General features: G+C 41.5%; 21 protein-coding genes. 16 read left to right on the top strand and 5 right to left on the bottom strand.

Going from position 1 to position 25,084, the window contains the following annotated elements; all coding sequences use genetic code 11:
• The first annotated feature begins 415 nt into the window (after window positions 1–415).
• Window positions 416–1,588 (top strand): OmpA family protein, encoded by a 1,173-nt coding sequence (locus tag ACYQ2C_RS09250; protein ID WP_460101837.1) that lies wholly within the window; start codon window positions 416–418, stop codon window positions 1,586–1,588.
• A gap of 193 nt (window positions 1,589–1,781) precedes the next feature.
• Window positions 1,782–2,597, top strand: a complete 816-nt coding sequence (locus ACYQ2C_RS09245; protein ID WP_460101839.1) for a mechanosensitive ion channel family protein — start codon at window positions 1,782–1,784, stop codon at window positions 2,595–2,597.
• Between the two features lie 111 nt (window positions 2,598–2,708).
• Here the strand turns inward: ACYQ2C_RS09245 and bfr are convergent, their stop codons facing one another.
• Window positions 2,709–3,185, bottom strand: a complete 477-nt coding sequence (gene bfr, locus ACYQ2C_RS09240; RefSeq protein ID WP_460048428.1) for a bacterioferritin — start codon at window positions 3,183–3,185, stop codon at window positions 2,709–2,711.
• Window positions 3,186–3,982: 797 nt separating this feature from the next.
• Window positions 3,983–4,195 carry a (2Fe-2S)-binding protein gene (locus ACYQ2C_RS09235; protein ID WP_460048426.1) on the bottom strand — a complete coding sequence of 71 codons (213 nt, stop codon included), beginning with the start codon at window positions 4,193–4,195 and terminating at the stop codon, window positions 3,983–3,985.
• A gap of 541 nt (window positions 4,196–4,736) precedes the next feature.
• Here ACYQ2C_RS09235 and ACYQ2C_RS09230 point away from each other — a divergent pair.
• Window positions 4,737–5,339: a peroxiredoxin C gene (locus ACYQ2C_RS09230; RefSeq protein WP_460048424.1), complete on the top strand. Its 603-nt coding sequence runs from the start codon at window positions 4,737–4,739 to the stop codon at window positions 5,337–5,339.
• Window positions 5,340–5,413: 74 nt separating this feature from the next.
• Here the strand turns inward: ACYQ2C_RS09230 and rnt are convergent, their stop codons facing one another.
• Both rnt and pyrC read right to left on the bottom strand, forming a co-directional pair.
• On the bottom strand, window positions 5,414–6,058 hold the full coding sequence (gene rnt / locus ACYQ2C_RS09225) for a ribonuclease T (protein ID WP_460101843.1): 645 nt from the start codon (window positions 6,056–6,058) through the stop codon (window positions 5,414–5,416).
• A 77-nt stretch (window positions 6,059–6,135) separates the two neighbouring features.
• Complete coding sequence (gene pyrC, locus ACYQ2C_RS09220; protein ID WP_460101845.1) at window positions 6,136–7,179, bottom strand: dihydroorotase; 1,044 nt, start codon at window positions 7,177–7,179, stop codon at window positions 6,136–6,138.
• Between the two features lie 262 nt (window positions 7,180–7,441).
• Here pyrC and ACYQ2C_RS09215 point away from each other — a divergent pair, with 262 nt between their 5' ends.
• From ACYQ2C_RS09215 to ACYQ2C_RS09155, 13 genes are all read left to right on the top strand, one after another.
• Complete coding sequence (locus tag ACYQ2C_RS09215) at window positions 7,442–8,395, top strand: MotY family protein (RefSeq protein ID WP_460101847.1); 954 nt, start codon at window positions 7,442–7,444, stop codon at window positions 8,393–8,395.
• 711 nt (window positions 8,396–9,106) lie between these two features.
• Window positions 9,107–10,327: an argininosuccinate synthase gene (locus ACYQ2C_RS09210; protein ID WP_460048418.1), complete on the top strand. Its 1,221-nt coding sequence runs from the start codon at window positions 9,107–9,109 to the stop codon at window positions 10,325–10,327.
• Window positions 10,328–10,957: 630 nt separating this feature from the next.
• Window positions 10,958–12,418: a cytochrome-c oxidase, cbb3-type subunit I gene (ccoN, locus tag ACYQ2C_RS09205; protein WP_460048417.1), complete on the top strand. Its 1,461-nt coding sequence runs from the start codon at window positions 10,958–10,960 to the stop codon at window positions 12,416–12,418.
• A 17-nt stretch (window positions 12,419–12,435) separates the two neighbouring features.
• On the top strand, window positions 12,436–13,047 hold the full coding sequence (gene ccoO, locus ACYQ2C_RS09200) for a cytochrome-c oxidase, cbb3-type subunit II (RefSeq protein WP_460048415.1): 612 nt from the start codon (window positions 12,436–12,438) through the stop codon (window positions 13,045–13,047).
• Between the two features lie 28 nt (window positions 13,048–13,075).
• Window positions 13,076–13,279, top strand: coding sequence for a cbb3-type cytochrome oxidase subunit 3 (locus tag ACYQ2C_RS09195; protein ID WP_460101850.1), 204 nt, complete (start codon window positions 13,076–13,078; stop codon window positions 13,277–13,279).
• A gap of 2 nt (window positions 13,280–13,281) precedes the next feature.
• Entirely contained in the window at window positions 13,282–14,181 is a 900-nt protein-coding gene (gene ccoP / locus ACYQ2C_RS09190) for a cytochrome-c oxidase, cbb3-type subunit III (RefSeq protein WP_460101852.1), read from the top strand.
• 453 nt (window positions 14,182–14,634) lie between these two features.
• Window positions 14,635–16,077: a cytochrome c oxidase accessory protein CcoG gene (gene ccoG / locus ACYQ2C_RS09185; protein ID WP_460101854.1), complete on the top strand. Its 1,443-nt coding sequence runs from the start codon at window positions 14,635–14,637 to the stop codon at window positions 16,075–16,077.
• Between the two features lie 722 nt (window positions 16,078–16,799).
• The gene (locus ACYQ2C_RS09180; protein WP_460101856.1) at window positions 16,800–17,384 is read left to right on the top strand and encodes a FixH family protein; all 585 of its coding nucleotides are present in this window, start codon (window positions 16,800–16,802) and stop codon (window positions 17,382–17,384) included.
• A 20-nt stretch (window positions 17,385–17,404) separates the two neighbouring features.
• Window positions 17,405–19,882: a heavy metal translocating P-type ATPase gene (locus tag ACYQ2C_RS09175; protein WP_460101858.1), complete on the top strand. Its 2,478-nt coding sequence runs from the start codon at window positions 17,405–17,407 to the stop codon at window positions 19,880–19,882.
• 100 nt (window positions 19,883–19,982) lie between these two features.
• Window positions 19,983–20,171 (top strand): cbb3-type cytochrome oxidase assembly protein CcoS, encoded by a 189-nt coding sequence (gene ccoS, locus ACYQ2C_RS09170; protein ID WP_460101860.1) that lies wholly within the window; start codon window positions 19,983–19,985, stop codon window positions 20,169–20,171.
• A gap of 50 nt (window positions 20,172–20,221) precedes the next feature.
• The gene (locus ACYQ2C_RS09165; RefSeq protein WP_460101862.1) at window positions 20,222–20,971 is read left to right on the top strand and encodes a sulfite exporter TauE/SafE family protein; all 750 of its coding nucleotides are present in this window, start codon (window positions 20,222–20,224) and stop codon (window positions 20,969–20,971) included.
• Window positions 20,972–21,185: 214 nt separating this feature from the next.
• Complete coding sequence (locus ACYQ2C_RS09160; protein ID WP_460048406.1) at window positions 21,186–21,608, top strand: hypothetical protein; 423 nt, start codon at window positions 21,186–21,188, stop codon at window positions 21,606–21,608.
• Window positions 21,609–22,331: 723 nt separating this feature from the next.
• Entirely contained in the window at window positions 22,332–23,735 is a 1,404-nt protein-coding gene (locus ACYQ2C_RS09155; RefSeq protein WP_460101865.1) for a cytochrome-c peroxidase, read from the top strand.
• A 155-nt stretch (window positions 23,736–23,890) separates the two neighbouring features.
• Here ACYQ2C_RS09155 and tmpT read toward each other — a convergent pair whose 3' ends face one another.
• The gene (gene tmpT, locus ACYQ2C_RS09150) at window positions 23,891–25,033 is read right to left on the bottom strand and encodes a thiopurine S-methyltransferase (RefSeq protein WP_460101867.1); all 1,143 of its coding nucleotides are present in this window, start codon (window positions 25,031–25,033) and stop codon (window positions 23,891–23,893) included.
• Between the last annotated feature and the right edge of the window lie 51 nt (window positions 25,034–25,084).

Raw genomic sequence — 25,084 nt, 5'->3', positions numbered from 1 at the left:
TACAACTTATTGCGAAATAAATACATGACACTGATGAAGATATAAACGAAAATAGCACCATCTAAGCAATACTTTCTAATAACTAACTGTTGGTCTGATCTTTGTATTCCTTAAAACTGTACCTGCTTTGTTTGGTTGCCTACTTTATTGATCGACTCGGTACGTCTGAGTCTGTAAATAGTGGTGATCGAGTTCAGAGCTGGCAAAAATAATTTTATTGCACTTGTTCGTAACTTAACCTAAAGGCATAAAGTGCACATGGCCTTAGATCGAGTTCGATTATTTTTGTAATTAACACAGATTTGGTTTTTAAAAACTATACAAAAAGTAAGTCAATCAACCGTTTTTCAACCCGTTATTTTCAGTAACGCGTGAGATTAAATTAATTAAAAGAGTAAGATTTCAGGAGTGATTTGTGATCAAGAAACATTTTTTAGCAAACTCAATTAAAGCTGCTATTGCTTCTACCGTTTTTGCGACCGCTGCGGTTTATGCCGATGACTACAACGAAGGCCTTACCTTCACCCCAGGCTTAGGTTACTACTTCTTCGACTCAAGCAACGAATTAGAAGACGATAGCTTGTATTCGATTTCAGTGGGATACCAGTTTAATAATCCTTGGGCAATCGAATTTGTTTATTTAAATGCCGATACCGAATCAGACATTCCGTTTATTGGCGATGTTGACGTCGATCAGTTCCGTCTTGACGGGTTGTATCATTTTGCGCGCAATGGCAACTGGCAACCATACTTGGCTGGCGGTATTGGTGACATCGATTTCGATGCAACTCGCTTTAATGTTTCTGAAGACGACACAACTCTAAACTTTGGTGGCGGTGTTAAATACTACCTTACCGATGCAATCGCGCTTCGCCCGGACGTACGTGTAATTCACGGTATTGATGAAAACTTCCAAGATGTTGCCTTTACACTTGGTCTTAATTTCTTGTTAGGTGGCTCATCAAGTTCTAGCAAAGTTGCTAAACCAGCACCGGTTCAACCAGAGCCTCAAGAAGCTGCTGCGCCAGCAGACAGCGATAACGATGGTGTAATTGATACTCGTGACCAATGTCCAAATACTCCGGCAGGCGTTCGAGTTGACTCCATTGGTTGTGCGTTAGATTCTGATAACGATGGCGTTGCTGACTATAAAGATGCTTGCCCAGACACCGAAGCTTCTGCAAAAGTTGATACGCGTGGTTGTTATATCGAGTTAACAGAAGATAAAACCGTAGATTTAAGCGTACGATTTGCAAACAATTCAGCAGTGGTTGAGCCAGAGTTTTACTCTGAAATTGAAACTGTTGCAAAATTTATGCGTGAGTACGCGACCAGTGACGTAGTCATCGAAGGTCATACTGACGATCGTGGTTCCGCTGCCTATAACCAACAATTATCTGAGCGTCGAGCCAAAGCTGTTGCTGAGGTATTGGTTTCGCAATTTAACATCAATGCTAATCGCGTTTCGGCAGTAGGTTACGGTGAAGCTCGTCCAATTGCTCCTAATGACGATGCAAACAATCGTGCTTTAAACCGTCGTGTAGTTGCTGTTGTAAAAGCTTCAGTAACAACTCGCGTTAAAAAATAATGATCTGAAGTCGTTGAATAAATCCGCTTCGGCGGATTTATTCAGTATTAAGTCTGTAAATTGAAAAACAGTCGTTTTTAAATTCTTATAAATTCCACTTGAAATATATTAAAGCGCTCGTTTATATCGACCTTTTGTATGTTCTATCTGCCTTATTTTTATTCTCTTTTACACAACACATGAGTTCGCTGCTATGAGCATTGAAGAAATTATCGAAAAATTTCCCGGTTTTGTTATTGCATACGGATTAAAGATTGTCTTAGCCATTGTTATATTTGTGGTGGGTAAATGGATTGTTAAATCCGTTGTTGGCCTGATCGCTAAAACCATGGAAAAACGCTCGACGGATATTACTTTAACGAGCTTTTTGCGGAGTATCTTATATTACCTAGGAATGACGGTCGTTATTATTGCGGCCTTGAGTCAAGTAGGTATTCAAACTGCGTCTTTAGTAGCGGTAATCGGTGCTGCGGGACTTGCAATTGGTTTGGCTTTGCAGGGATCTTTGGCGAACTTTGCTGCTGGTGTAATGTTGATTTTATTTAAACCTTGTAAGTCTGGTGATTTTGTTGAAGCCGGTGGCGCGACAGGTACTATCAAAGAGATTGGTATTTTCGCTACGACCCTGTTAACGCCCGATAATAAAACCATTATTGTGCCTAATTCTGGAATTACCGGCGGCAATATTACTAATTTCTCTACTCAGCCTATTCGTCGTGTAGACCTTGTTTTTGGCGTTAGTTACGGATCTGATATCAAGCAGGTTAAACAAGTTCTTACCGATATTGTTAATGCAGAATCACGAATTTTAACCGATAAAGTTGTAACCATTGCGGTATCGCAATTGGCAGATTCTTCCGTTAATTTTGTGGTAAGACCTTGGGTTAATTCTGCAGATTACTGGGGTGTTTACTTCGATATTACCGAAACGGTTAAAATGAAATTCGATGAGCTTGGAATTGAAATTCCGTTCCCACAAATGGATGTTCATTTGTCAAAATCGGAATAAGATCTTAGAAGAAGCTCTGATTAACTGGTCTCGGTTTAATTAGAGCTTTTCGGATACAAAAAGGCGTGTTTGAAACACGCCTTTTTTTTGGCAATATGAAGGAAGCGTTAATTAGCTGTTCATTTCCATAGCTGATTGCAAGTAATTTTGAATGCCAACTTTGTCAATAAGACCTAGTTGAGTTTCTAGCCAATCAACATGCTCTTCTTCATCTTCTAGAATGGCTTCGAACAAATCACGAGTCACGTAATCTTGAACCGATTCACAGTAAGCGATACCTTCACGAAGATCGGGAATTGCGATTAATTCTAATTTTAAATCGCATTCCAACATTTCTTTGGTATTTTCACCAATCATTAATTTGCCAAGATCTTGAAGGTTTGGGATGCCTTCTAAAAACAAAATACGCTCAATTAGCTTGTCTGCGTGTTTCATTTCGTCGATAGACTCTTCGTATTCTTTCTCAGCTAATTCTTTTAGGCCCCAATCTTTGTACATACGAGAATGCAAAAAGTATTGGTTGATAGCTACTAATTCGTTATAAAGAACTTTGTTTAAATACTCAATAACTTTAGCGTCACCTTTCATGGGGATCTCCTCGTGGAAAATTCGGGCTTTTAAGCGATAATTTTTTGATTATAAGCAAATCGAGACAATATTTTCTTAGTGTGGGGAGAAAATAAACTTCTGTCAACATAAGTGTTTGATTTGTATTGATAAACCTAAATCAAAATCTTTTTCAATTGCCCTTGAGAAAAGTTAGTGTTACTAAATTGAAATACGGCTAATTCGCATTAAAGAAATTTTTATAGGAAATTCTAGCTTGATCAGGATTATTAAAAATAAAAATACTACCTCTCAAAATTGTAGTTAGATTTAATGACTTGTTAATTTTTCGGAATATTTTTAAATAGAAGTAGGCTTAGATTTTTGTTGAGTAAAAGCAGTATTTATTTTCGTATGATCATGAGTTTTCTAATGTTTTTATGTGTGAGGGTGAATAATTTTTCGAGAGAAATAAATTCTCATTTTTAACAGGCGAAAGCTGAATTTAATGTCTATTTATTTTTCTGAAAGTATTTTTAAAAAAATTGTTTTTTTTATTTTTAAGAGAGCTGTGATTAACTGATGCTTGTCACTTAGAGACCCTTAATAGAATTTTAGGGTAATTTACTTTTGAACGAATGGAATTTTTACTCGCCGCAAGTCGGCAGGAGAGATTGGTTTATATTCTGAATTAAGTGTTAAGTGTTGGCTATTAGGCCAGAGAGACTAAAGCGATGCAATTGATGAGTTCGGTATAAAACTCATCAATTGGTTAGGAACAAGCATAGAGGATTAAAAAAGCGAGCAATAGAGCAATTTCTGATCTGAGTGTTTTGTGATCAGGCAGCGCTATAACAATCGGCTGCGTTCATGTTGCTAACTGCGTTCTCGGCTAGAGTTTTGTTGACTAGGTCGCGTGTTTGGGCTGCGCATTTTCCGCACTGAGTCATTGCGCCCAGCTGTTGTCTAATTCCACGAAGATTAGATGCACCTGAACAGACTGCTTCACGAATTTGTGAGTCTGTAATTCCTTTGCAGATACAAACGTACATGAATCTTAAACCTCAAAAAATCAAATCAAGTTGTCGCTAACAGAAAGCCGTGTTCAGAGTAAATTTTGGGAGCAGATGTATAAAAATAAGTACCTACCCAGTGAGGAGGTACTTGGGTATCTGTTCCTCAACGAATAGCTAGAGTTTATACGAACGAGAATTATTGTCAATAATAGGTGGTAATGATTTTTATTTAGAGGGTTGGTGTTTTGGCCTGTTTTGAGCTGTTCAAATAATTTTCAATTATGGCGATAATTTTACGTAATACCTAAAAATTTTTTATAACTCGTTGATTTATAAGGTTTATTTTTCAAGTTTAAGGCTATAGTTACTATATAAAAAATCTATAGGACTGAAGAGATATGAAGTGTATGATAGTCACCTACTATTGGTTGGCTCAGTTGTTATTAAATTCTTCTGGCTAACTATGGTCTCGGCTAATTTGAAAAATGGCCATTTTTATCAGGGCTTCGCCTTAACATTGCGAGCTCCTAAACATTTGTTTTCCATCAATGCAAGATTTGACCAAGGGAGATTTCTCATGGGCGTTTTAGTAGGCAAACCCGCACCAGATTTTACTGCAGCAGCTGTCCTAGGTACTGGAGAAATCGTTGACGATTTCAACCTTTCAGCAACCATCAAAGGCAAGAAAGCTGTTATTTTCTTTTACCCTCTAGACTTCACTTTCGTATGTCCTTCTGAGCTTCTAGCTCACAACAACCGTGTTGAAGAGTTCCAAAAGCGCGGTGTTGAGCTAATCGGTGTTTCTATCGATAGCCACTGGACTCACAACGCATGGCGTAATACCCCAGTAGAAAATGGCGGTATTGGTGAAGTAGCTTACACTTTGGTTGCTGATATCAACCACGCAATCTGTAAAGCGTACGACGTAGAATCAGAAGGTGGCGTTGCTTACCGTGGTTCTTTCTTGATCGACGAAGACGGTCTTGTTCGTCACCAAGTTGTTAACGACCTTCCATTAGGCCGTAACGTTGACGAAATGCTACGTATGGTTGACGCACTTAAATTCCACCAAGAGCACGGCGAAGTATGTCCTGCTGGTTGGAAAGAAGGTGATGCAGGTATGAAAGACAGCCCAGAAGGTGTTGCTTCTTACTTGTCTGAAAACGCTTCTAAGCTTTAATTTTAAGCTTGTTGCACAAAAAACCCGGCTCTAAGCCGGGTTTTTTTATGTTTGTTTAAACGAGGAAGCTGAATTTACAACGGCCAGCCGCCAAGTTCTTTCCATCGATTTACAATCAAACAAAACAGTTCGGCTGTTTTTTCTGCATCGTATGCGGCCGAGTGTGCGGAGCGATTGCAAAAGTCAATTCCGGCAGTTTGGCAGGCTTTTGCAAGCACGGTTTGGCCAAAAGCCAGTCCCGACAATGTCGCGGTATCAAAGCATGAAAATGGATGAAACGGGCTTCGTTTCAAGTCGCTACGTTCAGCCGCGGCATTAACGAATCCAAGATCAAAGTGAGCATTGTGACCAACAATCACGGCGCGAGTACAGTCGTTATCTTTAACTGCCTTGCGAACATGTTTGAACAGTTCGGTCATTGCGTAGCTCTCGGGCTCCGATGCTCGATCTGGATCTTCCAGATTAATCCCCGTGAAGTCGAGTGCTGACTGTTCAATATTAGCTCCGTCAAACGGCTCTATATGATACTGGTAAGTTGATCCCGGAATAAGCAATCCAGAAGCATCCATTTTTACCGGAACGGCAGCAATTTCTAATAACGCGTCCCTTTGAGCATCAAATCCACCTGTCTCAACGTCAACGATAACCGGCAGAAAACCTCTGAATCGGTGTTTTAGGGTTAGTGTGTTTTGATCTTCATTATCGTGTGACTCTGTCACAAAATATCCTTAAACCAAGAAATGGCACGTACAATAAAATAAAAAATTAGGTGTTTAGTTTTTTGTGAAGGTCGCTTTTAGCCAATGCGTTTCCAATTCAATGTTTCCCCGGCAAGCAGAGGTATTACCCGGCTGGTAGACGTTAGTGGTAACGACTCAGGAACCGTCCAAGGCGCTTTTTGCAGGGTGATGGTTTCTTTATTTCTGGGCAATCCATAAAAGTCGGCACCATTAAAGCTCGCGAACGCTTCTAGCTTATCGAGCGCTTGAGCATCTTCAAATGCTTGCGCATAAAGCTCTATAGCTGTGTACGCGGTGTAGCAACCAGCGCAACCACAGCTTGCTTCTTTCGCTGTCTGCGCGTGAGGTGCAGAATCCGTACCCAAAAAGAAACGCGTATTACCGCTGGTAGCCGCTTTAATTAAGGCTGCCTGATGCGTATTTCTTTTTAAGACCGGGAGACAGTAGTAATGAGGTTTTACTCCGCCCACTAACAAGTGATTACGGTTGAATAGTAGATGATGTGCTGTAATTGTAGCAGCAATGTTGTCGCTACTGCTTTCTACAAATTGAGCTGCATCTGCGGTAGTAATGTGTTCAAAAACGATTTTCAGCTCCGGAAAAGAAGCCGTAAGAGTTTTCAGTGTGGCATCAATAAAGGCTTTTTCGCGGTCGAAAATATCAATATGAGCACTTGTAACTTCGCCGTGTATCAAAAGAAGTAAGCCTTGACGCTGCATTTCTTCAATAACTCGATAAATGTTCTTGATATCGGTAACGCCGGAAGCTGAATTAGTCGTTGCGCCCGCAGGGTATAGTTTGCATGCGACTACGCCGGCCCTTTTCGCCTCAATCATGTCAGCTGGTGTGGTGTTATCGGTAAGATACACGGTCATTAGTGGTTGAAACGAGTAATCGCTCGGAACATGGCTGCTAATTCTTTGAGCATAGGCGACAGCGTGTTCGGCAGTGGTAATTGGTGGTACCAAGTTGGGCATTACAATAGCGCGAGCAAAAGTTTGAGCTGCATCTTTTACGGTTTGGGCGAGCGCTTCACCATCCCTTAAATGAATATGCCAATCATCCGGTTTGGTAATTGTAAGCGTTGTTAACTCACTCATTGCGGTTGAGACTTCCTAGCAGTTTAGAATTCATCGGATGATAACAGGAAACCGTATGTCGCGCTAAACAACGCATTGGGTAATTTTGACCTCAGTAGGTTTATTTCTATACACAATTAACCGGTCAATAACTGTCGCATCTTTTAAAGCAGTCCATACTTATGGATATGCTCCTACCAAAAAATTGAAAACTAAAGGTTAGTTCAGAAACGTGCGACTTTTCATTAAACGAACTCTTCTTAAAATTTACTTCTGCGTAATTTTGTTCGTAACGATCGTATTTCATGCTGCTTTTGCCGGTGCTGTGAGTTTTCGTCCAGCGCTTGAGTCCAGTGAATGGTATGTACAAAGCTCCATATACGAATGCCGAATGTCGCAGATTATCCCAAATTTTGGGGAAGCGGTTATTACTCATCGCGCGGGTCTTGCGGTAAGTTTCCAGCTGTTCTCTGATTTACCAAAAATGAAAGCCGGTCGAGCGGCGATTCGAGTCACTAGTCCGTTTTGGAAGCCTGGTGGAGAGGTAACGCCTTTAGGTTTTGTTGATGTTTCCGAGGGCAAAACAACGCTCGATTTAGACGCGCAATTAACCAATAGAGTCATTGAGTCGTTATATCAAGGATTACAAGTAGAGGTAATTCGCCGCTCTCGATTCGATCCGGAGACATCGGTCGTGGTAAGTGTCTCGAATGTTAATTTCCGTGGAGCCTACGATAAGTATTTGGAGTGTTTAGCAACATTGCTCCCGGTAAATTTCGAACAGGTCGAGCGAATCTCAATTAGTTTCGCCAGCGGTAAAAACTCGTTAGATTCTGAGTCGGAAGAAAAAATACAAAGAATTCTCACATTTGTTAATGCACAAACTGGCGTTCAATCAATTTACATTGATGGTCATACCGACAGCTTTGGGACTCGTGCAGAAAATCTCGAAATTTCTAAGCGTCGCGCCGAGATTGTAAAAAACTCCCTAGTGAGAGGTGGCGTCGATGAGTCAAAAATTTGGGTGCGGTGGCATGGCGAGCGATACCCCGTCGCATCGAATCGAACTCCATCGGGTAGGGCCGAAAATAGACGTGTAACCATTCGTTTGAGTAAAAATCCGCTTCCAGAAATTGCTTTTGATGGTATTGATGAAAATACCATGGAAGAAGAAAAGATGATGATCGAGGACAAGAATGACGACGAAAAAATGATGGAAGAAAAAAAACCTCTGTAGTTGAGACGTTATTTTAATCTTTTAAGCAATATAAAAAGGCTTTGAATTCGAATTTTCATTAGACCAAAGTCTAAAGGGGCGGTACCGATATAATTGGCTAGCTCAATTAATTGTTATTGTGTTTTATTTTCTCTGCAATTAATTTTAGGGATGTCTGATTCACATACCCTTGTTTTAATTGCGCGTAACAACCAAAACGCTGATTTTTAATTTTCTACAATTTCAACTACTTATCATCGTTGATAGTAGCGATACAGTTTTCACATTGGCAAACTCCCGGTTAATCGCTATTTTATTTTGCTACGAATCATTTACGTTAATTGAAAGGTGGCGTTTTATTATAAGTTGCAATTTATTTGCTGATGTAATCGACAGCCAGCTTTTAATAATTAGTAACTATTGTTCCAGACTGGTTTTACGCAGAGTTATCTCTCTTAGCTGCATTTGAGTGATTAATTTTGGAGAGCTCAAAAATTTTTAAATATTTGCCATGGGCATTTGTATTATTTATCAAGCGTAATAGGTTATTTGAGCTAGAATCCACCTAAAGTTTATTCATGTTGTGCTGTATTCCAGTCATTAGGAATAGATGTTTTATAAGCCTTTTAAAAACTTAAGCAATTGATTATAAACGCTGGGAATTGTGCTAAATTCCCGTTACAATGCGCGCCGCCCAAAATAAGGGTTCCGTAAAGTAATTCAGGAGTACCCATGTCTGCAGTTAAAAAAGTCGTGCTTGCTTATTCAGGAGGTCTAGACACCTCTGTTATCGCTAAATGGCTTCAAGAAACCTATCAGTGTGAAGTTGTTACTTTTACTGCAGATATCGGCCAAGGCGAAGAAGTTGAGCCTGCACGTGCCAAGGCAAAAGCTCTTGGTATTAAAGAAATCTATATCGATGATCTGCGCGAAGAATTTGTTCGCGATTTCGTTTTCCCAATGTTTCGCGCTAACACCATCTATGAAGGCGAATACCTATTAGGTACTTCTATCGCCCGTCCCTTAATTACCAAGCGTATGATCGAAATCGCTAATGAGACCGGTGCTGACGCTGTTGCTCATGGTGCTACCGGCAAAGGTAATGATCAGGTGCGATTTGAGTTGGGTGCTTACGCATTAAAACCCGGTGTTAAAGTTATTGCGCCGTGGCGTGAGTGGGATTTAACTTCCCGCGAAAAACTAATGGATTATTGCGAGCAGCACCAAATCCCTGTGGATTTTGCTAAAAACAAGAAAAAGTCTCCTTATTCTATGGATGCTAACTTACTTCATATTTCCTATGAAGGCGGCATTCTAGAAGACCCATGGGCCGAAGCTGAAGCCGATATGTGGCGCTGGAGTGTTGCTCCTGAGCAAGCTCCTGATAAGCCGACCTACGTAGAATTGACCTTTGAAAAAGGTGATATCGTCGCCGTAGACGGTGAGAGAATGTCACCTGCGACTGTTTTGGCGACGCTTAATAAAATTGGCGGCGCAAATGGTGTTGGCCGATTGGATATTGTTGAAAACCGATATGTAGGAATGAAGTCTCGCGGATGTTACGAAACTCCGGGAGGCACAATCATGTTAAAAGCGCATAGGGCCATAGAGTCCATTACGCTAGACCGTGAAGTAGCTCATCTTAAAGACAGCCTCATGCCAAAATACGCCGAAATGATTTATAACGGTTATTGGTGGAGTCCTGAACGAAAAATGCTTCAAACCGCCATCGATCAATCACAACAGGTTGTAAATGGCGACGTTCGAATCAAATTGTACAAAGGTTATGTCGAAGTTGTAGGCCGCAGATCTGCTGACAGCTTATTTGATGAAAAAATAGCAACTTTTGAAGACGATGCTGGTGCATACAATCAAAAAGATGCCGAAGGCTTTATCAAACTGAATGCATTAAGAATGAGAATTGCGGCCAATAAAGGCAGAAACAACTTTTAATTTTGTTTGTAAGGCAGCAACTACCATACCGTGTATTTGCTGCCCTACACAAAATGTCATCACATAAAAACAGACGTAAGCGCCAGATTTTAGTTGTATTTGCGTTTACCGAGGCAACTGGAGTTTGTGTTGGATTGGTAATAGAAAATCCAGCAAGCTTTATAGATTGTCCGTTACTTGCTGTATCAGATTAAGTATGTTGCCCTTAACAATTGGGCAATTAGCACTAATCCAAAAAATTATTGGTCGGTAGGTTTTTCCCACTTTTGGATCAAAGCTTAATAGACGATGTTTGCGTTATATTATCGCACCATCGAAAAAGGGCTATTTCTGCATACTTAAAACGGTATTAGTTGAGCTTCGAAAGTAATTGTTTTTTTAATATTCGCGCTATTTATCTGAGCTTAGAGACATGCCCCCAGCAAGAGTTCTGCTTTTGTTGGGTTTTGCTTAAGCTAAAGTTCTAACAGCTTGATGAGAGTCAAGCTAGAGTTCATTAGCCTCTCTAATATACCGCTGAATATATAAGTGCACTTTAGGGTAGAAAAAAGCACATTAAATATCCGGTTATTCAGGTATTTATCCGAATTAAAAATTCTAAATATTCATTAATTAGTCTAGGACGTCGCTATGGGAAGTCATTCTGTTGCAGTTGAGCAGCCGGCGTACGATTTTAAAATCGTACGTCAGTTCGCTGTTATGACCGTCATCTGGGGCGTGGTCGGTATGGCAGTCGGTGTACTGATCGCGTCTCAATTGGTTTGGCCTGAGCTGAACGATATATTTCAGCCGTATACACATTTTGGTCGTTTAAGACCGCTTCACACCAATGCGGTTATTTTTGCATTTGGTGGATGTGCACTGTTTGCCACTTCCTATTACGTTGTTCAACGTACGTGCCAGACCAAATTGTTTGGTGGAATTTTAATTCCGTTTACATTCTGGGGTTGGCAATTAGTTATCGTTCTTGCAGCAATTACCTTGCCAATGGGTATGACTTCTGCGAAAGAATACGCCGAGCTAGAATGGCCAATCGATATTTTGATCGCTTTGGTATGGGTTTCTTACGCGATCATATTCTTTGGTACTATTGCAACGCGTAAAACCTCGCACATCTATGTAGCGAACTGGTTCTACGGTGCATTCATTATTACCATCGCAGTGCTTCATATCGTTAACAGTGCCTTTATTCCTGTTACCTTGACTAAGTCCTACTCTGCCTACGCAGGTGCGATGGATGCGATGGTGCAGTGGTGGTACGGTCACAACGCAGTAGGTTTCTTCCTAACCGCTGGCTTCTTGGGCATGATGTACTACTTCGTACCCAAACAAGCGGGTCGTCCTGTTTATTCTTACCAGCTTTCAATTGTTCACTTCTGGGCGTTGATTTCACTGTACATTTGGGCTGGTGCTCACCATCTTCACTACTCAGCATTACCAGACTGGGCTCAAAGCTTGGGTATGGTTATGTCTTTGATTCTATTAGCTCCATCTTGGGGTGGTATGATCAACGGTATCATGACCTTATCAGGCGCATGGCATAAATTGCGTACCGATCCAACCCTACGTTTCCTAGTGGTTTCCCTTTCTTTCTACGGTATGTCGACCTTCGAAGGTCCGATGATGTCGATCAAAACTGTGAACGCACTTTCGCACGATACTGACTGGACCATTGGTCACGTACATTCTGGTGCATTAGGCTGGGTTGCGATGATTTCTATTGGTGCGGTTTACCACTTACTTCCTGTTTTAACTAACCGCAAAGAAATGTGGAGCGTTAAATTGGTTAACACCCATTTCTGGTTGGCGACCGTTGGTACTGTTTTGTACATCGCTTCCATGTGGGTAAACGGTATTACTCAAGGTTTGATGTGGCGTGCATTTAACTCTGATGGCTCATTGACTTACAGCTTTGTTGAATCTGTAGCGGCGAGTTACCCAGGTTATACCGTACGTGTTATTGGTGGTGCTATGTTCTTGCTGGGCATGTTAATCATGACCTATAACATGTTTAGAACTCTAGGTGCTGAGCAACCTGAAGCAAGCCAAGTTGAAGACGATTCTTCAATGCCACAAACCCAAACGGCTTAAGTCTGGAGTTATAACACATGAAAAATCATGACATAGTCGAAAAGAATATCTTCTTGATGGTGATTTTAGTTGTTGTCGCCATCAGCTTCGGGGGATTGGTGGAAATTGTTCCGCAATTCTTCCTTAAGCAAACTACTGAACCAGTAGCTGGATTAAAACCATGGCCTGCTCTACAACTAGAAGGCCGTGATATTTACATCCGCGAAGGTTGCCATGTTTGTCATACGCAAATGGTTCGTCCTCTTCGTGCAGAAGTAGAGCGCTACGGCCACTACTCAGTAGCGGGCGAGTCGGTTTATGAGCATCCATTCTTGTGGGGTTCTAAGCGTACGGGTCCAGACTTGGCTCGTGTTGGTCAACGCTACTCAGACGACTGGCACAAAGCTCACTTGTATAACCCTCGTAACGTAGTGCCTAAGTCCAATATGCCAGCATTCCCATGGTTGTTTGACAACCATTTAGATGGCGAACACACGGCTGCAAAAATGGAAGCTTTACGTAAAGTTGGTGTTCCTTACACAGATGAAGATATTGCTGGTGCTAAAGCAGCGGTAGAAGGTGTTACTGAGATCGATGCTCTAGTGGCCTACCTTCAAAATATCGGAATTTTGTTGAAACAAAAACGTTAATCAACATACGACTGTTATCGGAAAAATTATGGATATCAATGCGCTTCGTAGCATTTCAACAATACTAGTAATGATTGCATTTGCTGGTGTGTGTTGGTGGGCTTTTTCACCAAAACGCAAAAAGCAATTTGAAGAAGCTTCAAACCTAGTTTTTTCCGATGACGCCAACACAAAAAATAATCCTGAGGGTGAAGCTGGTCAGCCAGAGTCTGGGGAAGAGAGGCATAAATAGTTATGAGTACTTTCTGGAGTTTATGGATCATCGTTTTAACGTTGGCCAATTTAGTTCTAGTTTTGTGGGTATTGTTAGCGAACAAGAAAGTTGCCGTTCGCGATGATGCAGATCCTGAAAATAAAACCACCGGCCACGTGTATGACGGTATCGAAGAATACGATAACCCGTTGCCAAAGTGGTGGTTCCAAATGTTTATTCTAACCATGGTTTTTGCTGTGTTTTATCTTGCAGCTTACCCAGGTTTAGGTTCGTGGAAGGGTCTTTTAGGTTGGACCTCTGTAAATCAACTTGAAGCTGAGCAAGAAAAAGCGCTTGAAAGCTATAAAGAGAGTTATGGTGTTTACAACGAGATGTCCATTGAAGAGTTGGCACAAGATCCTCGTGCAAACAAAATGGGTGCTCGCTTGTTTGCGAACAACTGCGCAGTTTGTCACGGTGCAGATGCTGGTGGTAACTTTGGATTTCCGAACTTAACCGATCACGATTGGTTGTACGGCGGTACACCAGACGCTATCAAAGCAACTCTAACAAATGGCCGTCGTGCTGCTATGCCAGCCTGGGGTAGTATCTTAGGTGAAGAGAAAATTGCTCAAGTTACCGAATACGTTTTGAGTGTTTCTGGCCGCGAGCATGACGCAGCACAAGCTGAAGTTGGTTCTAAATTATTCTTGCAAAATTGTGCAATCTGTCATGGTGCCGATGCTAAAGGCCAATATATCACCGGTGCTCCAAACTTAACCGACGATATTTGGTTGTACGATGGTTCTCCTGCGGGTATTCGCCAAACTTTACGTAATGGCCGTAACGGTGTTATGCCTGCGCAAGGCGATAAACTACGTGAAGATAAAATTCATTTGCTAACGGCTTATGTTTATTCACTGTCACAAGATTTTGAATAAGCTGACATAAGTTACTCTTATGAATATCGAAATAGGCTGCTTCTGTTACAGAGCGGCCTATTTTTTTGTCTGAAAATAGGCAAGATTTGAAAATAATCAAATATATTTGAGATAGTGCAAACCAAGTTAAATTTTTTATTTTAGAATAACACGAAGTTTAGGAATTTATTTGTTTTATATTTACAAAATAGATAAGTGATACAGAAAACTCTCGCTTGAGAGAGTGATATTAAGAGCGTGATAATAACTACAATTGAGACCTTAAAATAACTTTTAGTTGGTTTTTTAAAGCTCAGAAATTGAAAGCGCAATTTCCAATTTCTTCACAACTTCAATCATTTTAAGTTAATCGAAGTTGGCGATGCATCTTTGTATCGCGTGAAACTCGTAAATACTCAGAGTTTCCCATTCTAAATAATGTAATTAAATATCCGTGAAGAGTTAGGTGCCCCCGTGTTAGACAAAATACCCACAAAAGAAATTTCTGACCCCGATCATTCGGATAAAAAATATTCCGACCTATATCAGGCTGCAAATAAGATCTACGTACGTAAGATCAGTGGATTTTATCAAAATATTCGAAAGTACACGGGACTGCCGCTTCTTCTCGGTTTCGTCATTCTTCCTTGGTTAATGATCGATGGTCGCCCTGCGGTTTTATTTGATTTACCAGAGCGTAAATTTCATATTTTGTGGATGACCTTTTGGCCACAAGACGGAATGTTTTTGGCGTGGCTATTAATTATTTCGGCATTTACCCTATTTACGGTTACCGTTTTGGTTGGACGCGTATGGTGCGGATTTACCTGTCCGCAAACGGTGTGGACCATGTTGTTTATGTGGGCCGAGCGAATTTGCGAAGGCGACCGAAACAAGCGAATTAAATTGGATAGTCAACCTTGGAACACCAATAAAGTAATCCGGAAATCGTCCAAACATCTTTTATGGATCGCAATAGCGTTTATAACTGGCGTAACCTTTATTGGTTATTTTACGCCGGTACGTGAGTTGCTGTTGGGTTTTGTTCCTAGTGTTAATGATAATGGTAGCGTCGGCTGGAATATTCATCCTGCAGCGGCATTCTGGACACTCTTTTTCGCTGGTATGACCTATTTGAACGCGGGTTGGATGCGTGAGCAAGTGTGTAAATTCATGTGTCCTTACGCGCGCTTCCAATCGGTTATGTACGATAAAGACACCTTAGCGGTACACTACAACGCCAGTCGCGGTGAAAGTCGTGGTGCACGCAAACCCGGTGACGATTACAAAGCCGAAGGTAAGGGTGATTGTATCGATTGCTCTTGGTGTGTTCAGGTTTGCCCAGTTGATATCGATATTCGTGACGGCCTTCAATACGAATGTATCAACTGCGGTTTATGTGTGGACGCCTGCGATTCGGTAATGGATAAAATGAATTATCCTCGTGGACTGATCAGCTTTACCTCGCAGGATGCTCTGGAAACCGGTCATACCAACTTTTTTAGACCGAGACTGTTCGGCTACAGCTTTGCGGTGGTTGCAATGTTCGCCGCGTTTGTCTACGCCTTGTCTGATCGCGAGCCTTTGTCTTTTAACGTTGAACGCGACCGAGGTGTAAGAATGTATCGTGTTAGCGGCGACGACATTGTGAATGTGTACACCTTAAAAATCAGCAATATGGATCGCATTGATCATTATTACGATATTGGTGTTATCGGTGCAGAAGGTTTTGAATTAACGCACAAACCGGTATTTTTAGAAGAGGGCGAAGTGTTTACCGTGCCTGTTAGAGTCTCAATTCCAAGAGAGCAGTTGGAGACTACAAAAACAGAAATTTATTTAACGGTTACCGCGCGTGAAGATGAAAAGTTAACGGCAAAAAACAAAACATCGTTTATTGGTCCAGAGACTCATTAAAAAATAGAAAGCCTCAAATAGATATCTATTTGAGGCTTTTTTTAAGCCGTATTAAAAGCTCGTGTGTTTTTAAATAAATAAAATGTAGCTGGCTAAGCCGACTTTTTATATTTTTCTAAGCAATACTTTTCTAGATGGCAATCTTCTGGATAATGGTTTTCTCTATCGTGTATAAAAAGCTCTGAATAACTCAAAGGTTTCTAGAGTTTATCGTGACGCAAGTATATGACGTCAATTTTAGGCGCGGTAAGAGATTACAATTATGATGAAATTGAAAATTGCGTTTTCAATTTCTATCTCTCAATTAAATCATGAACGAGTAAATGAGTGGTTTTTTGTCAGGGATTTCATTAACAGATTTTAGAAACATTTTTTAACGAAATTTTAATGGAATTATTTTGGCGAACTTACTGAATTTTGTATCACGCCGTGATAATGAATAGCTAAGGATTTCATAAGATAAAAGCGATCTTTTTATTAGCTTTTTTCTATCAAGTCGCCGATTTTTTGAGTGTGTATTTCAGGTATGTTTCGCCGATTAACACCTGATTTTTTATCTGTTAACCCTGTTATTTAAACCCTTAGCGCGGTGGCTAGGTTTTTATCTTCCATTGCCAAAGAAATAACGAGAAAGATTCACGCTATTTCGTAGGTTCATCTCTAATTTTACTTTACAATGCTGGCCCCAATATCAATCAAGTCATAACAGCTGGCGGAAATTCATGGTGGCACAACCCGAAAAATCGAGTAACCCTTGGTACAAAGAAAGCTGGGCGTGGTTCTTATTAATACCCTTAATTGCCTCGGTTATTCTTTCAAGCATTATGGTTACCACAGCCTTTAAATATGGCGACGATGTTATAACCGATGACTACTACAAAAAGGGTCGGTTAATTAACCAAAGTCTTGAGCAGGTAGAACACGCCTACGAGATGGGTGTTACCGCGCGTATTGCATTTGACTTCTTAACAGGCGAAGTCAACATAGTCATGACTAAAGACTCTGGCGACGAACTGCCTTCAGTCTTATATCTGTATCTAGATCATCCGGTTGATGAAAACCTTGATCAGGTTCTAGAAATGAAAGAATTTGCGCCATTTAACTATCGCGCAGATTTGGATCGACCTCTCAAAAATCGCTGGTACTTGCGTTTGTTGCCAACGAACATTCCTTTGGCTCTGGTTGATCCTGAAGATTTAAAAGCTCAAGAAAATGAAGCGTTTGAACGTTGGCGGCTAAATGGTGAGGTTAATTTTGCCTTCCAGACCGACGTGAAGTTAATCGGTCAGGCTCCAGAACTTAAATAGCTTCGGATGAGACATTTACCATGAATTCTGCCGGGAACAGTCCGTGCTATCACTGTGGTTTATCGGTTGTAGACACCAACGAATTCGTCACAACCCTTGATGGCCAACGCCGGTGTTTTTGTTGCCCAGGTTGTCAGGCGGTCGCCGAGGCGATTCATGGTAATGGTCTTGCAAATTTCTATCAATTTCGCTCAGAGCTCAATCAAAAGCCAGATTCAGCGTCATCCATAAATTATCAAGCTTATGATTTGCCGCAATTGCAGGAAGAATTTGTCTTTCCCTGTGATGTCGCGGACGATTCATCAGAGCCCTTCGTTCAAGCACGTTTTCATATTTCTGGAATCACTTGCGCCGCGTGCGTTTGGCTGATTGAGCACAGACTCAATGCGTTCGATGGCGTTCATAAAGTCAGTGTTAATGCCGCAACGGAGCAGCTTGTGTTGCAGTGGCAATTGAGCAAAGTGAAGCTCAGTGAAATCATGTCTGCCGTTGCCAGCATTGGCTATGTGTTAACTCCGGCCAGTGAAGATCAACAGCTGCTTATTCGCCAGCGCGAGAAACGCAAGGCTTTAATGCGCCTCAGTGTCGCAGGCTTTGGCATGATGCAAGTCGGCATGGTGGCGGTCGGGCTCTATGCTGGAGCTTCCGAAGAATGGCTGGTGTATTTGCGTTGGGTAAGTTTAATTATCGCAACTCCCGTGGTGTTTTTCAGTGCGCGACCTTTCTTTGAAGCAGCGTTTCGGGCCTTAAAACAAAAGCACCTGGTTATGGACGTCCCCGTTGCTATCGCAATTGGATTTGCGTATCTAGCCAGTATTTGGGCGACCATTCGAGCAACAGGCGAGGTCTACTTCGATTCTGTATCGATGTTTACCTTTTTATTGTTACTCGGTCGTTATCTGGAAATGCGCGCTCGCCATACCAACAGTTTGGGAAACGCAAAATTTACTCAGCTATTGCCACTGACCGCAAATCGAATAAATCGCGAAGATGTTGGTCAATCGCGACAGACCGTGGCATTGCGCAGTTTAGTCGTCGGCGATTGGGTAGCCGTTGGTGCCGGTGAATCCATTCCTTGTGATGGTGTTGTGGTCGATGGCGAAAGTCATGTTGATGAGTCTTTACTTACTGGGGAGTCATCGCCAGTAAAGAAATCTGCCGACGATCTGGTTGTAGCCGGTAGTGTGAATAATGAATCTTCTCTGATTGTTCAAGTAACGGCGGTAGGTCAAAAAACCAAATTATCAGCCATCGAACGTTTGGTTGAAAACGCCTCTTTAAACAAGCCACAGCAAATTGCGTTAGCCGACAAACTATCGTCGTATTTTGTTGCGGCTGTGCTCTTAATGTCGGCAATCATTGGCGGGTTTTGGTGGTTACACGAGCCATCCGAGGCGCTTTGGATTGTACTTTCTGTATTAGTGGTTACCTGTCCCTGCGCGTTGTCGCTCGCGACTCCGACTGCTCACGCCAGTGCGTTATCGCGCTTAAGGGCTGCGGGTTTGTTGGTGTTAAACAGTAATTGTCTCGCTGCCTTGGCAAAGGTCAACTTTGTGGCCTTCGATAAAACCGGTACCCTAACTCTAGGCAAGCCCAGCGTAAGTGAGTGCCTACCTAAAAGTGGGCAGGCAGAAGACGCTCTAGAAATTATTGCCGCCTTGGAAGTTGACTCTAGGCATCCAATTGCCGAGGCGTTCAAACCTTGGAGCAACAAACGTGTTGCCAGCCAGGTACAAGTTAGCACCGGTAAGGGCGTATCGGGAATGGTGGATAACGCCCGTTACTTTTTTGGTAACCTGACCTTTTGTCGGCAGATAATGCTAGAAATGAGCGAAGAGCACTCCCCAATTATTGAGATTCAAGCGCCAGACGACCGTCAATGGTTGTTGTTGAGTCGCCAAGAGCCACAAACACAGAATTTCTCTCAAATTGCTTGGGTACGCCTAGAAGATCAAATTCGTCCTAGTGCCAAGCCGGCCATAAACGCCTGTCGCCAAAATCACATGCAAGTGATGTTGCTTAGCGGCGATACCTCAAACCTTGTCAGCCAAGTAGCCAAAGAGTTAAGCATTGACGATGTCCACGGCGGAGTTTCTCCGGAACAAAAACTGGATTGTATTTCTGAACAGCAACAGCACCAACGTATTGTCATGATGGTTGGCGACGGTATCAATGATGTACCCGTGCTGTCTGGTGCCGATGTATCGGTCGCCATGGCACAAGCCACCGATCTCGCTCAAACCAAAGCCGATTGTATTTTACTGAATGGCGATCTAACGTTAATTCCGCAGGCTATTCAGTTTGCAAAACGGCTGCAAACAACGATCAAACAAAACCTGGGTTGGGCGTTGGCTTACAATGGTTTAGCATTGCCTCTGGCGGCGTTTGGCTATATTCCGCCTTGGGCGGCGGCGATTGGTATGAGCTTGAGTTCGCTCATTGTTGTAATAAACGCTTCTAGATTATCTAAAGGCCCGTTGGTAAATCATCATGCCTAGGTTTTACTTGTCCAGTAAAATACTCGAAAATCATCTAATTTAGATGTGTGCAAGTCGTACGCGGCTCTAAGCCGTTAAGTATTTAATCTCGGAGAAATGCGTGGAAATTCTCTACATTCTCGTTCCCATTGCACTGGTATTTGTGTTCATTGCCATAAAAGTTTTATTCTGGGCAATTAACAACGGTCAGTACGATGACTTAAATACAGAAGCTCATCGGATTTTATTCGACGAGCAAGAATCCAAAAAAAAGCCATCAAATCCCGTTAACGAGAAATCATCTCATTAAATGGCAGACGATTTTCTGGCCGCATTCATTCATAACGTTTTCGAAGTTACATGCCCGATATTAATTACGCACTTATAGCCACTACTTTTATTTTGGGTTTTTTCGGCAGTGGCCATTGCATTGCGATGTGTGGTGGAATTTGCAGTGCACTCAGCTTTGCTTTACCGGCTGCAAAAATTGGCCTAAGAATTAAAATTATTCTTGGTTACAATTTAGGGCGTATTGCCAGTTATATGACTATTGCACTGGTTTTTTCTGCACTTACCGAAACATTTGCAAAATCATTATCACCGAATTTCTCTCAAGTATATTTATCAAGCTTAAGAATCATTGCCGGATGCTTACTCATCGCTATGGGATTGTATCTTGCGAACTGGTGGCGGGGTTTAACCCATCTTGAACGAGTTGGGCAATTGCTGTGGAAGCATATTGCACCGGTTAGCAAAAAATTCATTCCAGTAACCAGTTTCTTAAAAGCTGTTCTTTACGGAGCCGTTTGGGGATGGTTGCCGTGCGGTTTAGTGTATAGCGCCTTGGCTGTGAGTGTGGCGCAAGCAAACACCTTGAACTCCAGTCTGGCTATGGGTGCATTTGGTTTGGGAACCTTGCCTGCATTATTTGCCACCGGCATGTTGGCCGACAAATTTAAAAAGATTTTAAACAATAAACATTTAAGACTTTTCTTTGCGTTATCGATTATCGGTTTTGGTGTGTGGACGCTAATGTATTCTGGTGGTCATAACCATGCACAGCATAATAATTCTGGAAACGATCATTCTACCCATATGCATAACCATTAATAGGAATCTCTGATTAATTTATAGAGGAGTAAATGAGAGGTTCCAATAGTGTGTAGCTGACTAAATTGGTTTAAATTACGTTGGCTTAAATTAAGTTGACCTGACTTGAGCTGGTTTAGATGAAATTAGTTTGGATAAAATTGGTTTCGCTTAAACTTGCTTAATATTATTTAATTCAACACATCCGAAGAAAAAATTCTGCTAGAGCGTTATTATGATAAAAGTGAAAGGCAAAATAGCTGGAATTGATGTTGATCTAGAAATAGACGGTTTGAGTCAAGAACTGTTTAAACAATTTACACAGCTGGTAAGTTCTTCTTCGGCAACGTTGGCTTCTTCACAGGAGAGCACCGAGCTTTCGCACACGTCTGATAATCAGCACAGTGAAAACGGCCAGCTTACAAACAGTCCTCCTTACTTTCCTGTCGCGCAACAATCCGCACAGTTAGCACTTCAATACCTAAAAGAACATGGCGATACCAGTTCTAGTGTGTTGATTGACTACTTAAGTAGTCATGGCTGCTCTGATCAAGAAATAAAAAAATCGCTTATGGCTCTGCGTGAAAGTGATGATGTGAGAACTTATAAGTCCGACGACGGCCAACAACGCTTTTACCAATTCATCAGTAAAATCTAGTTTACGTTGCGCAACGAGCTTCTCTTTTAACTCTGCTGTTTACTCTGCCAATAGTTTGCCTTCTGTTCTATTCATCTCTAACCCTTTTTGATTTTATAAATTCACTATTTACGATTCTTAATGGTTAATTCAAAAAATAGAAGCCGCTCGCGCTTTTTATAATTTTTTACGAATTGATAACGTACGTCTGGATTTCAGTGAAGAGTGTATTTACTGTAAAAATGTGTGCTGCTTGAATTTGTGTTATTTCACCGCTTATTTTTTCTGTCAATATTTCTTGCTGTAAAAACTATTTGTCGTAAATGCTTCTTGTTTTTGTATGCGTAATTTTGATTTAAATTCTATTGGTCTTTTTCATGAAAGACTTTGTCAATACTTCAATAATGATTTTTCATTCAAGCAAATGAACGTTGCTTTTTTAATGGCTTGTTCTATCTTTATCTGTATATCGAAATAAGTGTATCTTTCTTGAATGTTTATAAACAAACCTAAGCTTACAGCTCGAATTTCTGCATTTTAGTTTTAATGCAGTCTGTTGGAGTTTTTATTATAAATAAGACAGACGTTGTAAAAGAAAATACGTTTAAATCATTTTTAATGCGCCGAATTCTAATTGCCCGTATTTACGGTCGTATTATGTTTCTGTTTCGATCAAAAATAATAATTATGCGCTAATTCGTTAGACGCAAAATCACCTTATATTTATTCACTAGGAAACACAGCATGTTCACAAAATCAAAAGTCTTTATGGCTTTCGCTTCGGCAATGGTTTTATCCGCTTGCGGTGGTGGCAGCAGCAGCTCATCTACACCCGTAGAAAAACTGTCTGCGGATCTAACGGCCACTTTAGAATCTGTCAGTGGTGGCGAAGGCCTTGCCGCGTTTACACTGCCAGACTCTGATGACTATGAAAATATTCCTCAAGATCCTAATAACCCATTGTCGGCAGAAAAAGTGGCGTTGGGCCAACGGCTTTATCATGAAACCGCTTTAGGTACTAACGGTGTCAATCCCGATCGTGTGGGTACTTGGTCTTGTGCGTCTTGCCATCACGCAGCAGCAGGATTTAAATCGGGTATTTTACAAGGTATCGCCGAAGGCGGTGAAGGCTTTGGTATGGCCGGTGAAAGTCGAGTACTTGCCGAAGGCTTTGATGCGCAATCAAGCGATCCAACATTAAGACCCGATGTGCAACCGGTAACTTCTCCGGCCGTATTAAACGCAACCTATCAAGAAGTTATGTTGTGGAACGGTCAGTTTGGCAATATGGTTGGCGGCTTGGTAAATCTTGGCCTTGCTGACGAGGTATTGGCAACACCCGGCACGCCAAAAGCGCAAAATAATCGTCAATTAGCGGGCATAGAAATTCAAGCCATCGCAGGTCTTGGCGTACACCGTATGAGTGTAACGGGCGATTCCATCTTGCAAACAAACAGTGAGTATCAAACGCTATTTAATGCTGCTTATCCCGATGGTAGCAGCGATGTTTTAGGCGATGCCGGTAAAGCGATTGCCGCTTTTGAACGTACCATTATTGCTAATCAGTCACCGTTTCAACGCTGGTTGCGCGGCGAAACCGATGCCATGAGCGAGCAAGAATTACGCGGTGCGATTTTATTCTTTGGTGAAGCGGGTTGTGGCGATTGTCACCGTGGCCCTGCGTTGAGTTCAGAAGTTGGTGCAACCGAAGATCAAGTATTCTTCGCAATCGGTTTTTCGGATTTTGATCCGAATAATCCTGCTGTTACTGGTGTGGTAGACGATGCTACTGCGCGCGGACGCGGTGGTTTTACCGGTGAATCGGCCGATAACTTTAAATTCAAAATTCCACAGTTATACAATCTAGCCGATACCAACGTGTTTGGTCATGGTGGTTCATTTAACTCTGTGCGTGATGTGGTTGCGTTCAAAAATACCGGTTTATCTCAAAAAGTATTGCCGGTGGGCGTGATAGACAATCGAGTAAGTCCTTTGGGTTTATCTGAGCAAGAAATTGATGATATAACAACGTTCTTAGAGTCTGCGTTATACGATCCTAATTTAACACGATATTCTCCAGAGTCAGTTCCATCTGGCAACTGTATTCCTGTTAACGACGCAATTGCTCAAATCGATTTGGGTTGTTAATTGAGCTAGTCGTGAAAAAACCTCGACATTTTAGCCGAGGTTTTTTTATTTTATAAAGCGCTCAAAGCGATAAATTTTTATTAATGATATTTTTAAAAAAATTAAGCGAGCAAAATCCAGAATTTACCTGATCTGGTTTCTACTCGATCTAGACTTTATGCGAGTTTCATAATATAAATTTTTCTTCCTTGATAAACGCTTTCTTTTATTATTTGCCAACCTAATTTTTCGTAGAAGCCGATTTTATCTTCGGTAAATAAATAAAAGTCTAAACCATTCTTTTTAATAATCTCTGATATAGACTTTACCAGAATAAGCCCAAAGCCTTGGTTTCTAAATCTAGGATGAATATAAATATCACCCAGCCAAGGCCCTAGAGATGGCTCACAGGGTAAATCACTGGATAGGAACGATGCCGTTCCCACCAATTCATTATTGTGAAACATACACCACGATTTTGGCGCATTCGTGGAGTGGTTACGACTGCTGTCTAGCAAACAATTTCGGAAGTCTTCCTGCGTATCGTGAGGGTACAAGTGATTCCATTCTTCAAAGTGCCATTGGCTAATTTGTTCTATGTATTGCGGGCATTCGTTAATATCCTTAATAACGATTCCCGCGGGGAGCTTAGGCGTTAACAGCCAAACACTTTCATAGACTTCTGAGAGATTGCGTAAACCTTGTGGTGGAACTTCATGGGCTAGGCGTGTTGTCTCGTAATTATCGGCGTAATGAAGCAGGATTTCATCATCGGTTACCGAAAACGGCGGCCCGGCCATCTCTGATTGATTGTATTGGTAGGTAATAATTAATTGTTTCGCTCTAGCTGCAATGGTTTGCAGATGCTTTGCGTATTTTGGTCGCATTTCGGTTGGTAATGCGACCAATGCAGCGCGGTCGTAAATAGCCTTGATAAATGCGTCTTGGCTCGAAAATAATGTTCGTAGCGATTCGGTTACTATTTCTGGCGATAATTGAAAGAAATCGCCTACAAATGCAATTAGGTTATCTTTGTGATAACGTTTTAATGCTCCAATTTCTTCAATTACCGGTGATAATTGCATTTCTGTAAATAACTGATTGATGGCTTGTTCACTAAGATCAATACCTATCACCTTAAAGCCTTGTTCAACCAGCCAGTGAATATCGTGGGTTTTACCGCATAAAGGTACAAAGACCACGTCACTCGGTGCTAAATTTAACGCCGTGACAAATTCGAAAAGATGGCGGTTAACATCACCCTCATGAAATCCTATTTCATTTTTTTGCCATTTATTGAGCCAAAACTGATGGTCCATTAAGTAATACTCTTTGTTCGCATGTAAATCGTTTGCTTGAAAATCGTGTGT

Source organism: Sessilibacter sp. MAH3, assembly GCF_054658275.1.
This window is presented reverse-complemented; position numbering and strand designations above follow the sequence as displayed.